The sequence below is a fragment of the Shewanella sp. MMG014 genome (assembly GCF_018100775.1).
GTDB classification, from domain to species: Bacteria; Pseudomonadota; Gammaproteobacteria; order Enterobacterales; family Shewanellaceae; genus Shewanella; species Shewanella japonica.
Window position 1 is genome coordinate 332,858 of the sequence record NZ_JAGJDZ010000005.1, and the last position, 19,099, is coordinate 351,956.

The following is a 19,099-nucleotide window of genomic DNA, read 5'->3' on the forward strand; positions in this document are numbered from 1 at the left end:
TTTACAGCTAGATTAATCACTCAACCCTGGCAGTCATCCTATGCCAAGTTTATAAGCAATTAATATAATTAGATTATATCTGTCAAAAGCAACATCACCTTAACAAAAACTTCCTTAGAAGTGAATTAGATTATCAGTCTTTGTGATGACCAACTTATTCGCACTGTGCTTGACCACTGGCATAGCAGCTAGGTTGTCGTGGGCATACTGCGCCACGGGAGCAAATCACTCTGGCATCGTTTTCTATACCACGTTCAATCCAATTAATATTCAAGATTTTAGCCACGCTAACCAGATCTGCTTTGATGTGTTTTGGAATGGCGACTAAGCCACCGTTTTCAACACACGTTTGCTTTAAATCTTCGGTAATTTTTGCAGCATCTTTACCTTGCGCTTCAATGGCGGGGTTTAAATCTATCCCTGCACATAACACATGTGGATTACCCGCTGAATCATCGACTTTTATTGATTCACAACAGTAAATTCGCGGCTCATTACCTACATTTAATATTGAAATTTGAGCAGATGTTCCCGATGTCGGCTCGTTAATTTTCCTAAATACAGCCCAATGGTGGCAAGGGTCTTCAACTATTCGCATATTGCCCCAAGGCAGTGGAATGCCATTACCGCGATAGACCGCTTTAAGCTTACCTGGTGCATAAGCATCAAAGTAATGCCAATGAGGGTAAGGAGAGACAACTGTCATTCTGCGCATGGCAACCGACGCCGACACCTGTAACTGTTTATGGATATCAATCTCGTAGCCGTGACGATCTAATAGCTGTCTGAATGGCACTTTAGGGCAGAGTAATGCCCCTGCAAAAAAGCTTGATTCAAAATCACGCCATGCATGCAAGATATCTTGGGCATTAAGTGTGTTTGACTGCACAGTTGCATCATCATCCGCCTCAACTCGACGCCCCGATGTCATGACACTTTTCAAGCCGTCTTTATTGTGGAGCACGCAATGACCAATGTGCACAGCCAAGTCATATTTAAGCCTTGGCGCATTGGATTTGAGCGCTTTATTGATAAAAATTGTCGCCGGTGGTTCAAAAAAAGAAGTGGTTAACCGAGAAGAACGAGCGCCAGTTTCATCTAACACTTCAGTCGGAACTTCATCAATCCATTTGATTTTAAGTCCCATACTCTTAGCAATGCTAAGCATCTCATCAGCACTTAGCGGCATCTGTTTTCTGCCAATTTCTTCAGCGGCGCGTTCTAAATCAGGGAAATGATTTTGATGGTGTTCTTGGTGTGCGCGAATTAATAACTGAGCAAACTGCCGACCTGATGTGCCTGTTTGTGACAGCATTTCAGGTATCGCGATTTGTAAAATGTCATTAGAAAATAAAAAGCTTGGTTCGAGTGGCATACCGCTAATACCGCCACGGCGTCCCTTTTCTGGGGTGATTGATTGCTCCTCTGGCATGTCATCTAAAAACCAATCGACATCTTTTTGGAACACGGTGGCAATCACCACCAGCATGCCAGCACTGGGCACTCTTTTACCTCGTTCTATCATTGATAGATACGACACCGAAGGCGCAGAGCTCGAATCTACACGTATACATCTGGCTGACAAGTCTTCCATTGTCAGATGATTACGTTTACGCAGATTTCGAATCTTTGTACCCAGGAAATGTGACTTTCTCATCAAGCTTTGTTCATTACGCATTTTGTAAAATTCACACTGTAAAATTTTTATTGTGAAATTGTAGTGAAAAATACACTAGACTACAAATTAAGCAATCGGGAAACAGTGTTCATCATTTTGATTCCCATTGCGACTAAGGCAATCGATAACAAAAGATGTAAGCACGGCCTAATGATATGAATATTTAATTAGCCCCGTGTAATGACCCAAGCGAAGAGGATAAGGTTATGACTATGACAACAATGCACACCAACACAGCCGCTCACAACCTTAACAGCTTCATTGAGGAACAATTTGTGGCAACCAGTACCAACGCAGACAAAATTAACAATGCAAAGGTATTTTTAGATGACAACTTCCCACTTACTGAAGGCTCACACGCCGATGTGAGTAGCTATGTTATTTACTACACTCATCTTCTAGCCTTTATGAAAGATGGTAGCCAATGTGGTTTACAGAACCCATGTCAATTTGTTGCTTTAACAGGTCATAAAAGCGAACCAACATCGATTGTCCTTAAAAATAACGATACCCATGTTGAAGTCAGCTTTGACAGAAATGGCGAGTTAGGCTCGAAAGATCCTGCGCATATTGAAGATATTCAAGTGGCGCTGCCAATTAAAAACTTACCAACGCCATATAAACAATGGGTTAGTATGCTACATTCTCGCTGCCTGCCTACTGAAGGTAACTGCAAAGTATTTACTGCAAAAGATGGCACTGAATACGCCATGCATCAACGTTAATCAGCGCAATAAGCCGCTAGATTACATTGCACTCTCAAGGTCGGCATTATTGCCGGCCTTTTTGTTAGTGAATAAAAACGTCTTCTCCTGTCGCACCAACAATTAGCTAATAATGCACTAAAATAGCCGTACGCCTATCCTATAAAAAATTAACCTATTGATTAATATATTATTTAATAGTGGTCTAACTCTTGCGAGTTCTTATAGACGTTTATCATGCCTATAGGAATTTATAATGAATAAAGAACAAGTGGTTGAAGCGATTATTTTAGCGAAACATGCCCGCCAGCTAAGTTGGCAAAATATTGCAGATGAATTAGAAATGGGCTGTGTTTGGGTCACCTCAGCATGTTTAGGCATGAACAGCATGCCAGAGAACGTCGCCAATAAATTGTGCCAGCTACTTGAGCTTCCTGCAGGTTCACAAGCTGCACTCACGGCTTACCCAACCAAACAATGGCAACGTGATGTGCCACAAGATCCACTGGTCTATCGCCTCTATGAGGTGGTTGGTGTATATGGCGACACATTAAAAGAAGTCATTCAGGAACAATTTGGTGATGGCATAATGAGCGCCATTGATTTTTCAATGGATGTTGCAAAACAAACTGATCCTAAGGGCGATAGGGTCGTGATTACCATGAACGGTAAGTTTTTACCTTATAAAGCATGGTAATTAATCGTTGGTAGCTTGATAAAAGCTCAATATCGGGTTTGTATTAACGCAGTACTCTTGCTGCTGCGTTAATACAGACAAGCATTAAGGTCGTGCTTAATAAAATAAGGCTATCACTAACCCTAGAGCTAATAAGAAAGATAAACGCTGCCAAAATAAAATGGGGTCTTTATCAATATAAGGCGTGTGCTCACGTATTGATTTAGGGTGAGGATGTTTAAGGTTATAAATAAACTCCGATACTTCAGCAGTGCGTTTCGACGGGGACACTTCAAGGGCTTTTTCAAGGGCATAATCTACCCACTGAGGCACTGCGGCATTCCTACTTCGGGCAGGAACATAGCGTAAGCTTTGCTGCGCTTTTAACGTCGTTGCCTTGGCAACATCCACCCCGTAGGGCAGCTGACCTGTCAGCATTTGATAAGTTATTACCGCCAAAGAAAAAATATCACTGCGACCATCGCCAAGCTCGCCCACAAAATATTCAGGAGCACTGTATTGGGCCGTTCCCAAAATGTGGTCATCAATCCCTTGAGTTTCAATGATTCCTGCAACAGCTGTCGCACCGAAGTCGATAATTTTGACCACACTTTCTGTAGTGATCATGATGTTTTCAGGGCGTAAATCTTGGTGCACCATCTCTTGTCTGTGCATAGCTTGTAACCCCCGAGCGATTTGAACCACTATCGTTCTCACTGAATCTAAATCGGGCTGTTCATGATCGTGGATCCATTGGGCTAGCGTGCAGCCTTCAACATACTCTGTTGCCGTGTAAAGGTAACCCTTAGGAACACGCGACTTAACAGGTTTTAATAAATGCGTGTTAGATACCCTTTGCGCTACCCATTCTTCCATTAACAAGGTTTCTAAGTGGTCTTCATTTTGGCGCATTTCATCAGAAGGAACCTTAATTGCTACACGCTGACCAGAGGCTTTATCTTGAGCTAGGTAAACTCGGCTGCGACTACTCACATATAGTTCACGTTGAATCACCACATCTTCGAATTCTTGGCCGCTATGTAATGGTGGCGGTAAAGGGAGTCGATTCAATAACTGTTTGAACTCATTGACGTCTGGATCAGGTAGAGAATCTACCCGCACAATTTGAATACTCAAATTATCATCGCTACCAACATCAAGCGCTTGCTGAACCAGTTCTTGCGCCACATTGGTTAAATCTCTGTTTTGCTCTAGTGCATCATTAATGGCATTGGTAATGGTTCTCGTGGTTAAAAACTCGTGCACACCATCGGTGGTCAATACAAAAATATCGCCCAAATTAATCGAGCAGGAGTGATAATCACTATTGAGTAACGGGTTAATGCCTAAAGCTTGATTAAGGTAACTGACTTCATCGTCGACATAACGTCGATGATCTTCCGTTAATTGCTCTAAACTATTCCCGCTCAATTGGTAGATGCGAGAATCACCACAATGAAAAATATGTGCTGTATTTGATTTAAACACTAACCCACTAAAAGTGCAGACATAACCTTTATTCAAGTCATGACGATGCGGGCCATTTTGGCTTTGGGCATATAGCCAATGATTAAGTGCCTGCAGCACTTTAAGCGCAGACTTTTTAACTGACCAGGCTTCAGAAGTTGCATAGTAATCACTGATAAAATTACTTATCGCACTTTCACTAGCAACACCACTGACGTCACTAGAACTAATACCATCAGCAATCGCAACCACTGCGCCTTTACTATGTATCAGGGCATTATCTGGTTGCATACTGCCACAGCAATCTTGATTGATCTGTTTTAGTCCACAAACGCTTTGTTGTGCAATGGTGAGTTTTAGCGAATTTTGCATTAAAGCTTCCTTGCCGCCACAACAATTACAGTGCCATTAAGGTAATCGTGTGACGGTAAGGACTCACTTAACTGTCCAATATTAAGCAAGCTTTTCACGACGAGCTTCTGCTTGTTTGCGCTTACGCACAGGACTTTCTTTCACGTGAGTTAAATACAGCGGTAACCCAACAAGTGCAAATCCACCCACTAAATTACCCAATGCGGTAGGGATTTCATTCCAAACGAGGTAATCCATAACCGTAAATTCACCGCCCATGATCATTGAGAATGGGAACAAGAACATATTGACAATTGAATGCTCAAAACCCATGAAGAAGAACAGCATAACTGGCATCCACATTGCCATCATTTTGCCGCTTGCAGAAGTAGAAATCATTGCACCAACGACTCCCATCGATACCATCCAGTTACACAACATGCCGCGAATAAAAATGGTCATCCAACCTGCAAAGCCATGTTCTTGATAACCCAGAGTACGTGACTCACCGATGCTACTCACTTTCGCAGCGAGTACGCCACCATCAGTGTTATAACCATAAGTTAAAATAAACGATGCAAAGAAAGCAACCGTGAGGGCACCAGCGAAGTTACCCACAAACACTAGGCCCCAATTCCGCAGCATTTGGTCGACGGTACAGCCATTTCGTTTATCCAAAACCGCCAATGGCACTAAGGTAAATACCCCGGTTAACAAATCAAACTTCATTAAATACAGCATGATAAAACCAACAGGGAACAAAAGTGACCCCGTTAATAAGCTGCCAGTTTTAACTATCACTGTAATGGCAAAAAATGCCGCTAGACCTAAAATAGCCCCCGCCATAAAAGCACGAACAAATGTATCTTTCGTTGACATGAAAATTTTTTGTTCACCAGCATCGACCATTTTGGCTGCGAACTCTTTTGGTTCAATATACGACATAGCTTCACACTCCTAGATTTAATTCTGATCATGTTTTGCGAGTTCTATGCCACTATAAAAAAGTCAAATTAAACAACTTGTTAACATAAAGGTGTACCATAAGCTAATTAGCTAAAGCACTATAATAGTTCATTTTTTATTCACTCCGCCCTATATTGGAACGTCATCAAAGAGCTCAATCAAGTTGTATTTATCCTTAAGGTTGTATGACTAAGGCCTAAAAAAGCGTGAAGCTTGAGCTACTTGATTAAGCGGTTTTCCTTGAACAATTTCACCACCCGAGTTCACTTCGGTGATAAAAAATGTCAGCGCTTCACGTGTTTGAGATAACCCCTGTTTATCTGGATGCTTTATCGAGCTGGTGACTGTAATAGGGTATTCAAGTTGCTCAGCCGCTTTAATCAATACCAAGGTATTATTGGTTATTTTGAAATCATGAGCAGATAACTTATCGGAGCTAACACTGATCTGATAAAAAGCGGCTTGCTGGGTTTTATTACGTATTTTCAGTAAATAGCTATTTTCGATGACGGGGTTTGTTGGCTCAGTGCTGACAACACGATATAAGCTTTGGCGATCTCGAATAACGTTAAGTTGAATATCCGATCGGCTTTGTAAATCTAAAACAATCATGACTAGCATCACCATTAATGCACCCGCATAACCTAAGGCTTTTAATGACCACATTGACGAAGTGCGGCCCGTTTTTAGGGCGTTTTCACTGGTAAAGCTGATCAAATTGGGCAAATAGCCAAATTTACTCATCGTTTGATTGCAGGCATCGACACAGGCACCGCAGTTAATACATTCATATTGCAGACCATTTCGAATATCAATCCCTGTTGGACACACATCTACACAAAGATGACAATCAACACAGTCGCCTAAGCCATTGCCAGACTCTGTCGTTGCCTGAGTCTTGGTGCTTTTTTTATTACGTTTTCTCGGACCACGGTTTTCACCACGAGCAGCATCATAGCTAACGGTTTTAGTATTCGCATCGAACATCACTGCTTGGAAACGCGAATAAGGGCAACAATGTAAACACATCATTTCTCGCATCCATCCAGCATTAAGGTAAGTACATAGTGCAAAAAACCAAACCCAAACTCCTGTCCAAAAGCCGCTACTAAAACTAAAAATATCCACATAAAGCGCCCTTGCAGGCATAAAGTAAGCCATAAAACCACAGCCAGTCACCAATGCCATTAACGCCCAAACACTGTGCTTCGTGACTCTTTTAGTCACTTTATTCACTGACATTGGCGCTTTATCAAGGGCGGCACGGTGATGATGGTTACCTTCAACTTTTGCCTCTACCCACATAAACGCAGCTGTCCAAGCGGTTTGAGGGCACATAAAACCACACCAGACTCTGCCGAAATACACAGTAATAAAAAACAATGCAAATGCTGCTGCCATAAAAAACCAAGCAAGCACGGTAAAGTCTTGCGGCCATAAGGTGACATTAAAAAAGAAAAATTGCTGCTCTGTTACATCGAATAGAATGGCCTGACGGCCCTGGAAATTGATAAATGGAATAAGGAAAAATAACGCAATCAACACCGTATTAGTGTGCAACCTAAGACGCTGAAATATTCCTTGCTGCTCTCGCACATGAATCTTCCCCGAATCGCTAATATTGATAACAGGAATACGTTGCTGCTGCACCGCAGACGTGGCTTGTGATGGTACTTGTGATGGTACTTGTGATAGTGAGGGTGTTTGCTGACTCGCTATTGGCTCTGACATATCTAAGATCCTACTGCTCTAGTAACTTGCTTTCATTCGCAAAGCTAATAGAGCAAAACCTGAGCCAACCCAAAATAAAACCTAAAACACTGATTAATAGACACTTACTAATTTTTACCAAACAAAAAAGTCACGATATATCACGTTTCCGTGAAATACCGTGACTTTATCGTATCGACAGTAACTTAACGCTGTATGCCAAGCTTTTTCATTCTTGAGCGCAGCGTACTTGGCGGCATATTCAGCACTGCAGCAGCACCTTGTGGCCCCGAAATACGCCACTGAGTATGTTCTAGGGTCTGCTGTATATGTTCTGCTTCTGCTTCAGCCATCGTTAGCGGTTGTTTAAGCTTGGTTTCATCGGCATGTTGCGAACCGCTAAGCGATAGGCTATTAAATTCTAGCACTTGATTTTGCGATAAAATAATCTCTCTTTCGATGAGATTTTGTAATTCACGCACATTGCCAGGCCAAGTATATTGCTGCAGCTTTTTTAACCCTTTAGCACTGACGCGAGTCATTTTTTTTCCGAGCTTTTGACTTAACGATGTGACTAAGTCACTAACTAAGGACGGGATATCCTCAGGGCGTTCACGAAGTGGCGGCACCACAATTGGAAACACATTTAGACGATAATACAAATCCATTCTAAACAAGCCCTGCTCAACCCTTGCCTGCAAGTCATGATGGGTGGCAGCAATGAGTCTAATGTTCACTTTAATGGTTTCGCTACTGCCAACCCGCTCAAAAGACTGCTCTTGAATCACTCTCAGTAACTTGGATTGTGCTTCTAAACTTAACTCAGCAATTTCATCAAGAAATAAGGTGCCATTATGCGCCAACTCAAAGCGGCCTTTCCGGCGACTTGTCGCTCCCGTAAAGGCTCCCTTTTCATGACCGAATAATTCACTTTCCAGTATCGATACTGAAAATGCAGCGCAATTGACACTCACCATGGGTTGCTCATTACGGCGACTTAATTGATGTAAGCTTCTTGCGACAAGTTCTTTACCTGTGCCATTTTCACCACAAATAAGCACCGTACTATCAGTATTAGCAACCAAATTAATTTGCTGAGTTAAATGGTAAATAGCGTCACTATGCCCTGATAAGCCCATTGCACCTTGCTTGCCCTGCAACTCGGTTAGTAAATATTGATTTTCTGAGGCGAGCTTCTCTGATAATGCCTGTACTTGCGCAAGCGCTTCTCTCAGCGATGTTTCAGTGTGTTTTTGTACACTGACATCACGAAATATCGCTACCACACCAATCAATTTATCTTGGTCATAAACGGGAGTTGAGCTGTAATACACTGGAAAACAACTGCCATCTTTGCGCCAAAACACATCCTCTGAAACCTGCCGCGCAATACCATCATGCAATGTTCGATAGATTGGACAGTCATGTTGTGGATATGGGCTACCATCGGCATGGCTATGATGATGACAATCATGAATATTTTTGCCAATCAACTCTGCACTTTTCCAGCCAGTCATCTGTTCTGCAGCTGGGTTGATAAATACCGCATTACCGTTAAGGTCAAAGCCGTATACCCCTTCCGTGATGGCATTCAGGAGAAGGGTATTTTCAGGTAAAAAGTGACTGGTGGTGACACTGGCTTTTGAATTCATCGCTGATGGCCTCAACTTTCGTGATATCTAGCATATTACATTAGATCACGATATTTCGTTACATAAATGGGCTCTAATTCAAAAGATAGCTCGATAGATACAGTTGTTGACCAATTTTCACTATCAAATATCGTTCATCAGCCTGCATCTTGCTACAATAAGGCATCTGTATTTAGGCGATCACCATCAGCATGCAAATCTCTTCCACATTTAAACTATGGCTATTTATCGCCATGGGTTTGATTTGTTTAACACCCATAATTTCTTCTCCTATCGCCTTGCTGATGGGCTTTACATTGGCGAGTTTAGGTATGGTACCGACTCATATCGACTTAAATAAGCTCACTAAAAAACTATTGGCATACTCAATTGTTGGTTTAGGTTTCGGAATCAACTTACCTGAAGCAATTGCAGCAAGTAGCAACAATTTAGGGCTAATTGTCGGTTCGATATTTTTAACCTTAGTATTAGGTTTTGGATTAACGATACTATTGAAACTTGATGATAAAACGGGTCATTTAATCAGTTGCGGCACCGCAATTTGTGGCGGTAGCGCTATTGCCGCCGTTGCACCAGCAATTAATGCTAAGAACGATCAAATTGCGGTATCGCTTGCCTGCATTTTCTTATTAAACTCAGCCGCGTTATTCTTATTTCCGACAATTGGTCATGCATTATCATTAAGCCAATATGACTTTGGTGTGTGGAGTGCGATTGCGATTCACGATACCTCGTCCGTTGTGGGCGCAGCGTCAGCTTACGGTGACGAAGCGTTAAAAACGGCCACCACAATTAAACTGGCTCGTGCACTGTGGATTATTCCTATTGCACTGCTCAGTGCGATTATCTTCGGTGGCGACAAGTCAAAAATATCTATTCCATATTTTATTGGCTTTTATTGTCTCGCCATAATTACGGCCTATTTATTTCCTCAGGGGCAAGCTGTTTATCAGGTGCTCTTTAGCGTTTCGAAGCAATTACTTATCGTGTGCTTATTTTTAATTGGTGCAGGTATCACCGTCAGTAAAATGCGAGCGAATGGGCCTAAGCCACTGCTATTGGGCGTGCTATTGTGGTTTGCAATTGGTGGAATATCGTTGGGAGTGATTCTCTGGCAGAGTTAATCGCTTTTTAGTTGTTCATTGAAAAGTAAATTAAGTTAGGCTAGTTAAATTGGTCTCTTCAGCACTAAGCCGACTATTGCTGACAACAAATATTAATCACTCTTCTTCGTTTATCTCTTGCTGTATATAAGGTTTTGCCAAAGCCAGGGCAATTAACCCACCAAAAGCTAATAGTTCAATTACCGCACGAGTAAGCCCAGAGGTTTGCACAGATGCCACTACCGCAATAATGCAAAGGCATATTATCGCAATAGCTTTAAATGTCTTACTTTGTATCAAGGACATCATCATGGTCTCCAATTAAGTAGACCATTATCTAAATCCCAGTATTTCGCTGCCAATATCAAATATGACTATGTTATTCACATAATCACTTTTGCCCACTGTTACCAGGCTAGATAACGCATTAAGTCTTTTTGTCTGTGGCTATCCAAGCTGACACAAGCCTATGACTTACAATAGAAAACACGCAATAAGCTGTAAAATAATAAAAACCAATTTCGAATGAAGCTGTGGTTTTTAACATCTCTCCCATTCCAGCGGAGGCATTTCCAGCCATGTAGACAATAATTAATGCCACAACAAACACATCAGCCATCGACCATTTACCGATTGCACCGATAAACCGGTTCACCGCTGACTGATACCTTGCCGTAGCAGGAATACACATCGTCAACAGCAGTAATAATTTAGTGGCGGGAATGACCACACTAAATAAGCCAACCAGCCCAGCCACCAGCACGTTATTAGATAGGTAAAGTTCTTTCACGGTATCAACAATACTGCGGGTTTTGTAAAACACTTCCACTTCGCCTTCGAGGTTATCAAAACCAAACATACTCACCGCCATGTCGAGCATGCTGCGGGCATTACCACGTGCTCCTTCAGATAAACTCTCGGTAAACATCGTCACGCCAGTTTCTACCAATTCAGCTTTTTCAATACTGCCTTGTATCGTCAAAATGGGTTGAGTGACTCCAGGGAGCAGTAACGCCAATGACAATATAATGACCAATGAGCTAAATAAGGGTTTCATAGGTACTCCATGTAAAATCAAAGCCAATCACATTAAATGAGGGGAAAATAGTACGTTAAACGCCATAAAATAACGGATCGCAACATTAAGTCCAGTGGCGACACCGCACTTTACAAAGTCGTATCCTGTTTAGGAAAGGTAATTAGTAGAAAGGACTTGGATCAACATCAAGTGAACGTGGTGAAATACCTCGTTCAATATGTAAATCTGACTTTTTCAAATCCACAAAGGTCACTTCGGTATAGCGTCGATGTTTTAATGAATAAAAACACTTAACGACAGGGTTTAACGCATCCCGCCCTTTTGACTCCCAGACAATGCCAACCCGCTCATCAGATAACTGAACTAAAGAACCTACAGGGTAAATCCCTACGCAACGAATGAACTCGTAAACTAATGTTTGGTCCAGATGAAAAGGCGTCAAACTCATTAAAATTTTAAACGCTGCCGCTGGGCTCATCGCCTCTTTGTAACAACGAGTAGCCGTTAACGCATCAAAAATATCCACAATACAACTCATGCGGCCATGTTGAGGAATTTCATCACCTTTAAGGCCCTTAGGGTAACCCTTGCCATCTAGCTTTTCATGATGCATCAAGCACACATCTTTGCTCACCTGCGAAAGGCCAACGGTTTCATTCATGATATCAATTGCATAGGTTTGATGCTTTTTGATTTCTTCGAACTCTGCTTCGGTCAATTTCCCAGGTTTATGCAAGATTTTATTATCAACTTGAATTTTGCCTATATCATGCAAAATGCCGCCGATAGCCATTTCTTTCAACAATGACTTATCTAAGTTCAAGTGTTTACCGAAAGTCACCAGTAAAAATGCGACATTCACGGAATGCTCCAGTAAGTAAGCATCTTTAGTTCTAAGCGCTGACACACATTTAAGAGCATCGGCATCATCCATCACCGATTCAATCATGTTATCGGCAATGTCTTCAAAGGGGGCAACTTCAACCGCTTTGCCTTCATAGGTTTCTGAAAGCACTTTGCGAACAAGGGTCTTTGCTTCGGTCAGGATATTTTTAGCTTGTGCTTGTTTGGTAGCTCTGGTGATAACCGGTTTACGCGCCTTTAACGGAGCAGCCTTTTTCTTCAAGCCACAGCTATCCGATGAGCGCTCAACGTCTACCCACACACTTTTAATGCCGGCTTTTACTAATTTCGCAATCGAATCTTTATGTTTTATCTGGCCAGCATTACTGATAGCCACTTTGCTCTCTTTGCGATCGATAGCAACGACAAACATCCCGAGCCCTAAACGGCTAACGGGAATACGGATAACGTCTTTAGATTCTTCAACGGAGGACATTAACGATTAACTCTCCAAACGACAACCAAAACACCGACAAGAATGATAATACTTATGATGGAATTTAGTGACAATGTAACAATGTTAATGACATTTTATCTTGTCTCGACTAAATACTCCAAATTAAATGTTATATTTTGTAACCCCCTTAAAATACAGTCACTTAGCAGGCTGCTCTTTTTAAAAACCGCCGATACTATGATTATATTAGCATTTCAGATCACAGCATGAGCGGCTTGGCATTGACAGTTTTTGAACCCTTCATTAACTTAAGGCATAATTTACTAAAACGAATACCTCTCTTTATCATTTCACCTGTTTGAGATATCAACCTTTGGAGTCTTTGTTGCCTAGCCAAATTTTTTCTGAGCAATTTAGTCAGTTAATCGAAAAGCTAAACGCTATGAAGTTGGCCGTTGCCAAAGAACCTATTGTGCAAATATCTGTCGAAGCGAAGTCGATCCCGTTACTGTCATGGTTGGGCGCACAAACCCAATATCCACGTATTTATTGGCACGGGCGAGAAAAGCAGGAAGAAATTGCCGCCATTGGCGCCTGTAAAGATTTCAAACAAGAGCAAGAGATTGATGATGAGTTACTCTCAAGCTTATACCAATCTCAACGAGGTAAAAGCAGCAATCAAGATATCCGCTATTATGGTGGCGTTGCATTTGATCGTACCGTAGAGTGCTGGCCAGACTTTGGCAGAACGCGTTTTGTCTTACCGCGTATTGAGTTACGTCGTCACGGTACGATTGTAAAATTACTCATTAACTTAGATTTTGAAAATAACTCGCAAGTTGATGAGTGCGATGCCGCGATTGATGCGATTAAACAACTTCAACCAGCAAAGCCATTATCGCCACCCAATAAACTGCCCCTAATGGGCCGCAGTGATTTGCCAAACTATCAACGCTGGAAAGAACTTGTAGAGCAAGTCACTCATCCCAAGTTTAATCAAACGACACCCAAAGTCGTGTTATCTCGACAAACTCAGCTTGAGATTAACGATGCGGTCGACCCTTGGATGGTGTTGGCCTGTTGGCAAGGGCGTAACCCGAATAGTTTTCAGTTTGGGTTTCAGTTTAGCCCAGATAGAACGTTTATTTCTTGTTCTCCTGAACGCTTGTACTTACGCAGGCAAAAAGAATTATTTACTGAAGCACTAGCTGGCACAACTGTGCGTGGGCTCAATCAGGAAGAAGATGATTTTCTGGCTAAGCAATTACTCGAAGACACCAAAAACAGTTATGAGAACCAATTAGTCAGGCAGCAAATTGTTGATGTGCTTACGCCACTCAGTAACTACATTGGCGCAGACGAATCAGCTAAAATTTTTAAACTGACTCATATTCAGCATTTACACCGCTCTATTCGTGCTGAATTAAAAGCGGGCGTCAATGATTTTCAGCTGCTGCAAGGCTTACACCCAACACCAGCTGTCGGCGGACTGCCAAAACAGTCAGCACTAAGCTTTATTCGTCAACGTGAAGGGTATAACCGTGGATGGTACGCTGGTGCTTGCGGTTATCTCAACAAATACGAAAGTGAATTTTCCGTGGCGATACGCAGTGCTTTAATTGAACCTGGGCGCATTAATTTGTTTGCAGGAGCAGGCATTGTTGCTGGCTCAGATCCCTTAGCTGAGTGGCAAGAACTAGAAAATAAACTCGCGACTATTTTATCCATATTAGTGGAGCTCTAACCTCCCATATCATCGCTGACATTTACCTTTGTTGTTGCCAATTCATTTAGGCTAACTCCATTTTATGAACTTGAGAGTTGCATCTTATTTTTCGATCACTATAATGCGTCCTCCTTGGCAACAGCCGATAGGCTATGATTAAGCCAGTTTATGGCATATCACTAATCAGCTTTCTAACAATAATACTGCCATCCTTAATTCAATACGGGTTCCCTCACCCCGTCTAACCCAATAAAAAGGCTACAAGATGTTAAAACTATCTCAGGCGCAATGTCGCCGTGCACTGATGTTTCTAGTCAGTTTTCATATCATCATTATTTGCGCAAGCAACTACTTGGTGCAGCTTCCATTTCAAATATTTGGTTACCATACAACTTGGGGCGCATTTAGCTTTCCTTTTGTATACCTAGCAACCGACCTAACGGTACGTATATTTGGCCAGAAAGCCGCGCGGAGTATTATTTTTAAAGCGATGCTACCTGCGTTGCTGATTTCCTATGTGATGGGAGTTATCTTTCATCAAGGCGCATTTCAGGGCGCTGCATCATTAGTTGAGTGGAATCAATTTGTGTTCCGAATTGCTTTTGCAAGCTTTGTGGCCTATCTCGTAGGACAACTCATGGACATCACAGTATTTGCTCAATTACGTAAAGCAAAAGCGTGGTGGATAGCACCAGCATCCTCGACCCTTTTTGGTAACCTCGTTGATACTATCGTCTTTTTCAGCGTCGCCTTTTACGCTTCAACCGACGCATTTATGGCTCAACATTGGCCTGAAATTGCGATGGTCGATTATGGCTTCAAGCTAATCGTTAGCTTAGGGCTATTTTTGCCTGCTTATGGTGTTTTGTTAAAAGTGCTGAGTGATAAACTTATCGAGACACCGGCTGAAAATTTGATTTTGACTAACGAAACTAAGTCGTAAACATCACTTAGCTGTCGATTAATTGATCAATGCAGCATTTTTCATTCAATCCTGCCCGCCAACTGGTACGATGAGATATAATAATCCAGTGTTTATTCGCTGCTAACCAAGATTCAGAAAGACTTTCATAGTTTTCAATCATTTGCTAATACATCGCAAAAGATAAATTGAAAGCACGTGAAGGTCTCTTTAATAACAAGTCTACTCACCTTGAAGTAACTTGCTGTATTAAGGTTCTCAGCCCTGCGGAAGATAAAATGTTAAATATCCAAATCGAAGCTCATACAGAGCTTTCAGCTGAAGTGTCAGAAAAACTGGCTTTATTAACGTCTCGTATTAGTGAGCTCGATCGCACTCAAAGTGCCGAGTCGCTTGTTGAACGCATAGGTGATAAGCCTAGTTTAATTCTATTTGCTTATGTTGAAGGCGAATTAGCGGGCTTTAAATTAGGTTATCAGTCTGAAGAAGATTGCTTTTATAGCTGGCTAGGGGGTGTTGATGCAGATTTTCGTCAACTTGGTTTAGCAAAGTCTATGCTTGAATATCAAGAAAAATGGGCAAAAGCACAAGGCTATACTCGCCTAAAAGTGAAAACCCGTAATCAGTTTCAAGCCATGCTAAATATGTTGGTAGCTAATCAGTACCAAATTACGCAAGTTGAAAGCCACCCTAGCATCGACAAAAACAAACTTCACCTTCAAAAAGTGCTATAAAACAAACATTTGAACAAAGAGTTATGTTCCCTATTGTTAGTGCTAACCGGTTAACGATTAAGGTTAGCGCCTAATGTAGACATATATTTGGAAAAAAATTGAGCAATTACCTTGCAAACGCAAATGATAATGATTATTATTAACTTGCGTTCCAAAACTCAGTTATCAACATTAATAGCTTCATCTCCTATTAATCTAACTGAGTCTGCAAGCACAACATTGCTCCAACACTCTTTTAGCCAGGCTCATCACCTGGCTTTTTCTTGCCTGCAATTCACACAATGATTAAACCAGCCCCCAATGTAAACACTATGTAAAGCCGATAACAATATATAATAAAAACTTGCCAACGATAATGAGAATGATTATTATTTATTGCTTTCCAAAACTCAGTTATCAAATTAATAGCTTCATCTCCTATTAACTTTTCTGAGTATGCAAGCACGACATTGCTCCAACACTCTTTATAGCCAGGCTCATCACCTGGCTTTTCTTTGCCTGTTTTTCAGATATTGACAGCTCTAAAGCTTAAAATCACTCATTGTCCACACAAGTACCTTTCAGTATTTTAGACGCGAATTTCTTATGCTTATGTGTAAATCAAGGAAGTGAATGCCACTGTAACGGGCTGAATTTGCCATTGTAAAAAACTGGATGTAAAGGGAATGTAAAGTAAGTGAAAAAGCCCAATTAATATTTGCAAACGATAATGAGAATGATTACTATTTATGTGCGTTCCAAAACTCAGTAATCAAATTAATAGCTTCATCTCCTATTAATCCCCTCTGAGTATGCAAGCACGACATTGCTCACACACTCTTTGTGGCCGGACTCATCATCCGGCTTTTTTTTGTCTATTTTTTATCGTCTAAGTTAACGCTCAACTTTAGCTATTATTATTGACGATAAATTCAGTCGATGTCATTTAGCCTTAATTAGTCATCTAATCGCTTAGTATCTCCAAAATGTAGCCCTTCATAAGGGTTATCACCTTGTTCTTCTTTAGCTTTGTGATACATACCAATGGTAAATACGGTTCCTTTACCTAAGGTCGACTTCACTTCAATTGTGCCGCCTATGCGCTTAATAATGCCGTAGCTCAGTGACAAACCTAAACCAGTACCATCTTTGCGTGTGGTATAAAACGGATCAAAAATACGACTTAATCTTTCTGGCGCAATCCCGACACCTTCATCTTCCACTTCAACTTTTACACCCACGACTTGTCCTTGCTCAACCCAATCATTGGCTCTTATCCAAATGCGGCCTTTACTTTCAATTGCATGGGCTGCGTTGACCACTAGATTAATCAAGACTTGAATAACTTGAGGGCGATTGACTTGAACATCTGCAGTGGTATTAATCTCTTGAATCAACTCAACTTCTTGTTTTTCAATCGAGTGGCGAACCAATACTAATACTTCTTCAATCATGGATTGAACTTGATGCATTTCAAGCGGAGCATTAAATTCACCTGGACGACTGTATTGCAACAAGCTTCGAATAATAGTGCTGATCCGTCCGACTTGCTGAATGACTAGCTCTATCTCTTCTTCAACCACATTCGCATTGGATCCAAGTTCATATTTCATTAGCTCCATATTGCCAAGGATCACCGCTGTTGGGTTATTAATCTCATGAGCAATACCAGCGGTTAACTCACCAAGAGCTGTTAATTTCTCATTGGTGACAAGTTGTTGACGAGTCTCATTGAGTAAAGCAACGTTACGTTGTAGCTCTTCTGTCTTGTCTTGTAAGCTGCGAGTACGTTCTTCTACTTTCACTTCTAATTGTTCTGCTGCGGCTTGAATTTGAAGATTACGTCTCTGCAATAAATCCAGCATATGATCAAACTGCTCTGCCAAATTAGACAGTTCATTATCTCTGTCTAAGCCAAGTTCACCAATGCGAAGATCTCGACCGGACTGTACTGCTTTTACAACATGATGGATGCGCTCAATAGGCTCTAATAAACTGTTAGCACCTCGGTATACTAAAAAACCAGAGACTAAAAGCACTAACATTAATATCGTGCCGAGTTCGATAATATTGAGAATATAAGTATGAATAAAAGGCGCTTCAGAGAAGCCTGTGTAAATCATGCCAATTCGATTACCACGTACATCTTCTAACGGCGAATAACCAGAAATAAACCAGTCGTTTAGTACAAATGCTCGGTCTACCCACGGCGTGCCTTCAACCAAGACTTTCTGTCGTACTTCATCAGATACCAGTGTCCCTAAAGCACGTGATTGCGCGGCTTGCTTAGTTGAAAACAAATCCATCGGCACATTGGTACTGACACGGGCATTATCTAAGAAAATCGTCACAGTACCAATCGAGCGCTCTGGCAGTGTACCTTGGTCGTACACTAAATCTCGAATATGATCGACAATAGCCGTATCACGGTTAAATAACGTGGCCCCATCAAGGTACCAGCTCACTTGCCCATCTTGATCAACTATCGGTAATAATGTCCGGCTGAGCATGCCACGAGTCTCTTCTGACTTTTGCGGTTCTTGTGCTCGCAAAGTCGCAGACAAAGGCACTCTAGCAAGATCGGCTAAATTGGGGTCAAGCCGATCTAACCTTTTAGCAGATAACACCATTAGCCCAGAATAAGCCTGATTATTACTGATTTTGGGTAATAGCTGCCTCAAGTCCGGATCAGCATTGGCTTCTTCAATTCTAATGAGTCGCAATACATCTAGATCAAGAATCTTTTTTTGTTGTGCTAAATAGCCGTCAATTATCGCTATAGGCTCTTTGTCACCCTGCTGAATTCGTTTAAATGCTTGCTGAAAATCCCAAGATTGACTGACATTGTGCAACTGTATTTCTTGCTGCTTTTGCACTTGTTCTAAGGTGTTTATGGCAACGGTCAAGTCCGCCTTAACCTTCATAAACAACTGCTTACCTGTATAACTAATATTCCAATAAATCGTAATAAACACGAGGCTAATTAACGTCAGCAAAATAGGAAGCAAGGTTAGAATCAAAATACGATAACGCACCTTGGCTTGCATTTGCTGCCAACTAACACCGAAGAACTGACGAAAAACAGACACGAT

The 19,099-nt window shown here is 41.5% G+C and carries 15 protein-coding genes; 6 read left to right on the forward strand and 9 right to left on the reverse strand.

The window, feature by feature from the left end:
* Window positions 1-154: 154 nt before the first annotated feature.
* Entirely contained in the window at window positions 155-1,678 is a 1,524-nt protein-coding gene (locus J8L86_RS10745) for a DUF3612 domain-containing protein (protein WP_211030214.1), read from the reverse strand.
* 206 nt (window positions 1,679-1,884) lie between these two features.
* Between J8L86_RS10745 and J8L86_RS10750 the strand changes: the two genes are divergently transcribed.
* Both J8L86_RS10750 and cynS read left to right on the forward strand, forming a co-directional pair.
* Window positions 1,885-2,403, forward strand: a complete 519-nt coding sequence (locus J8L86_RS10750) for a hypothetical protein (protein WP_055025856.1) — start codon at window positions 1,885-1,887, stop codon at window positions 2,401-2,403.
* Between the two features lie 235 nt (window positions 2,404-2,638).
* Window positions 2,639-3,079 (forward strand): cyanase, encoded by a 441-nt coding sequence (gene cynS / locus J8L86_RS10755; protein WP_065110283.1) that lies wholly within the window; start codon window positions 2,639-2,641, stop codon window positions 3,077-3,079.
* 96 nt (window positions 3,080-3,175) lie between these two features.
* Here cynS and J8L86_RS10760 read toward each other — a convergent pair whose 3' ends face one another.
* From J8L86_RS10760 to J8L86_RS10775, 4 genes are all read right to left on the reverse strand, one after another.
* Window positions 3,176-4,897: a bifunctional protein-serine/threonine kinase/phosphatase gene (locus J8L86_RS10760; RefSeq protein WP_211030216.1), complete on the reverse strand. Its 1,722-nt coding sequence runs from the start codon at window positions 4,895-4,897 to the stop codon at window positions 3,176-3,178.
* A gap of 81 nt (window positions 4,898-4,978) precedes the next feature.
* Window positions 4,979-5,821: a formate/nitrite transporter family protein gene (locus J8L86_RS10765; protein ID WP_065110285.1), complete on the reverse strand. Its 843-nt coding sequence runs from the start codon at window positions 5,819-5,821 to the stop codon at window positions 4,979-4,981.
* 210 nt (window positions 5,822-6,031) lie between these two features.
* The gene (gene ccoG, locus J8L86_RS10770; RefSeq protein WP_211030218.1) at window positions 6,032-7,573 is read right to left on the reverse strand and encodes a cytochrome c oxidase accessory protein CcoG; all 1,542 of its coding nucleotides are present in this window, start codon (window positions 7,571-7,573) and stop codon (window positions 6,032-6,034) included.
* A gap of 185 nt (window positions 7,574-7,758) precedes the next feature.
* Window positions 7,759-9,204 carry a sigma 54-interacting transcriptional regulator gene (locus tag J8L86_RS10775; RefSeq protein WP_211030220.1) on the reverse strand — a complete coding sequence of 482 codons (1,446 nt, stop codon included), beginning with the start codon at window positions 9,202-9,204 and terminating at the stop codon, window positions 7,759-7,761.
* Between the two features lie 191 nt (window positions 9,205-9,395).
* Here J8L86_RS10775 and J8L86_RS10780 point away from each other — a divergent pair, with 191 nt between their 5' ends.
* Window positions 9,396-10,328, forward strand: coding sequence for a putative sulfate exporter family transporter (locus J8L86_RS10780; RefSeq protein ID WP_211030222.1), 933 nt, complete (start codon window positions 9,396-9,398; stop codon window positions 10,326-10,328).
* A 96-nt stretch (window positions 10,329-10,424) separates the two neighbouring features.
* Here the strand turns inward: J8L86_RS10780 and J8L86_RS10785 are convergent, their stop codons facing one another.
* The 3 genes from J8L86_RS10785 to J8L86_RS10795 form a co-directional block, all read right to left on the reverse strand.
* Window positions 10,425-10,616: a hypothetical protein gene (locus J8L86_RS10785; RefSeq protein WP_211030224.1), complete on the reverse strand. Its 192-nt coding sequence runs from the start codon at window positions 10,614-10,616 to the stop codon at window positions 10,425-10,427.
* A gap of 118 nt (window positions 10,617-10,734) precedes the next feature.
* Window positions 10,735-11,364: a paraquat-inducible protein A gene (locus J8L86_RS10790; RefSeq protein ID WP_211030225.1), complete on the reverse strand. Its 630-nt coding sequence runs from the start codon at window positions 11,362-11,364 to the stop codon at window positions 10,735-10,737.
* Window positions 11,365-11,506: 142 nt separating this feature from the next.
* On the reverse strand, window positions 11,507-12,685 hold the full coding sequence (locus tag J8L86_RS10795; protein WP_211030228.1) for an HD-GYP domain-containing protein: 1,179 nt from the start codon (window positions 12,683-12,685) through the stop codon (window positions 11,507-11,509).
* A 403-nt stretch (window positions 12,686-13,088) separates the two neighbouring features.
* Between J8L86_RS10795 and J8L86_RS10800 the strand changes: the two genes are divergently transcribed.
* The 3 genes from J8L86_RS10800 to J8L86_RS10810 all read left to right on the forward strand — a co-directional run bounded on the left by J8L86_RS10800 (window position 13,089) and on the right by J8L86_RS10810 (window position 16,028).
* On the forward strand, window positions 13,089-14,390 hold the full coding sequence (locus J8L86_RS10800) for an isochorismate synthase (protein ID WP_055025873.1): 1,302 nt from the start codon (window positions 13,089-13,091) through the stop codon (window positions 14,388-14,390).
* A gap of 247 nt (window positions 14,391-14,637) precedes the next feature.
* On the forward strand, window positions 14,638-15,315 hold the full coding sequence (locus J8L86_RS10805; protein WP_055025846.1) for a 7-cyano-7-deazaguanine/7-aminomethyl-7-deazaguanine transporter: 678 nt from the start codon (window positions 14,638-14,640) through the stop codon (window positions 15,313-15,315).
* A gap of 257 nt (window positions 15,316-15,572) precedes the next feature.
* Window positions 15,573-16,028 (forward strand): GNAT family N-acetyltransferase, encoded by a 456-nt coding sequence (locus J8L86_RS10810; protein ID WP_065110334.1) that lies wholly within the window; start codon window positions 15,573-15,575, stop codon window positions 16,026-16,028.
* Window positions 16,029-16,963: 935 nt separating this feature from the next.
* Here the strand turns inward: J8L86_RS10810 and J8L86_RS10815 are convergent.
* Window positions 16,964-19,096, reverse strand: coding sequence for a cache domain-containing protein (locus tag J8L86_RS10815; RefSeq protein WP_055025845.1), 2,133 nt, complete (start codon window positions 19,094-19,096; stop codon window positions 16,964-16,966).
* Window positions 19,097-19,099: the final 3 nt, after the last annotated feature.

Bases quoted from the DNA above. Each gene is read 5' to 3' on its own strand.
- J8L86_RS10780 (WP_211030222.1), top strand. From the start codon at position 9,396: ATGCAAATCTCTTCCACATTTAAACTATGGCTATTTATCGCCATGGGT.
- J8L86_RS10805 (WP_055025846.1), top strand. From the start codon at position 14,638: ATGTTAAAACTATCTCAGGCGCAATGTCGCCGTGCACTGATGTTTCTA.
- J8L86_RS10785 (WP_211030224.1), bottom strand. From the start codon at position 10,616: ATGATGTCCTTGATACAAAGTAAGACATTTAAAGCTATTGCGATAATA.
- J8L86_RS10790 (WP_211030225.1), bottom strand. From the start codon at position 11,364: ATGAAACCCTTATTTAGCTCATTGGTCATTATATTGTCATTGGCGTTA.
- cynS (WP_065110283.1), top strand. From the start codon at position 2,639: ATGAATAAAGAACAAGTGGTTGAAGCGATTATTTTAGCGAAACATGCC.
- ccoG (WP_211030218.1), bottom strand. From the start codon at position 7,573: ATGTCAGAGCCAATAGCGAGTCAGCAAACACCCTCACTATCACAAGTA.
- J8L86_RS10765 (WP_065110285.1), bottom strand. From the start codon at position 5,821: ATGTCGTATATTGAACCAAAAGAGTTCGCAGCCAAAATGGTCGATGCT.
- J8L86_RS10800 (WP_055025873.1), top strand. From the start codon at position 13,089: ATGAAGTTGGCCGTTGCCAAAGAACCTATTGTGCAAATATCTGTCGAA.
- J8L86_RS10810 (WP_065110334.1), top strand. From the start codon at position 15,573: ATGTTAAATATCCAAATCGAAGCTCATACAGAGCTTTCAGCTGAAGTG.
- J8L86_RS10745 (WP_211030214.1), bottom strand. From the start codon at position 1,678: ATGCGTAATGAACAAAGCTTGATGAGAAAGTCACATTTCCTGGGTACA.
- J8L86_RS10750 (WP_055025856.1), top strand. From the start codon at position 1,885: ATGACTATGACAACAATGCACACCAACACAGCCGCTCACAACCTTAAC.
- J8L86_RS10775 (WP_211030220.1), bottom strand. From the start codon at position 9,204: ATGAATTCAAAAGCCAGTGTCACCACCAGTCACTTTTTACCTGAAAAT.
- J8L86_RS10795 (WP_211030228.1), bottom strand. From the start codon at position 12,685: ATGTCCTCCGTTGAAGAATCTAAAGACGTTATCCGTATTCCCGTTAGC.
- J8L86_RS10760 (WP_211030216.1), bottom strand. From the start codon at position 4,897: ATGCAAAATTCGCTAAAACTCACCATTGCACAACAAAGCGTTTGTGGA.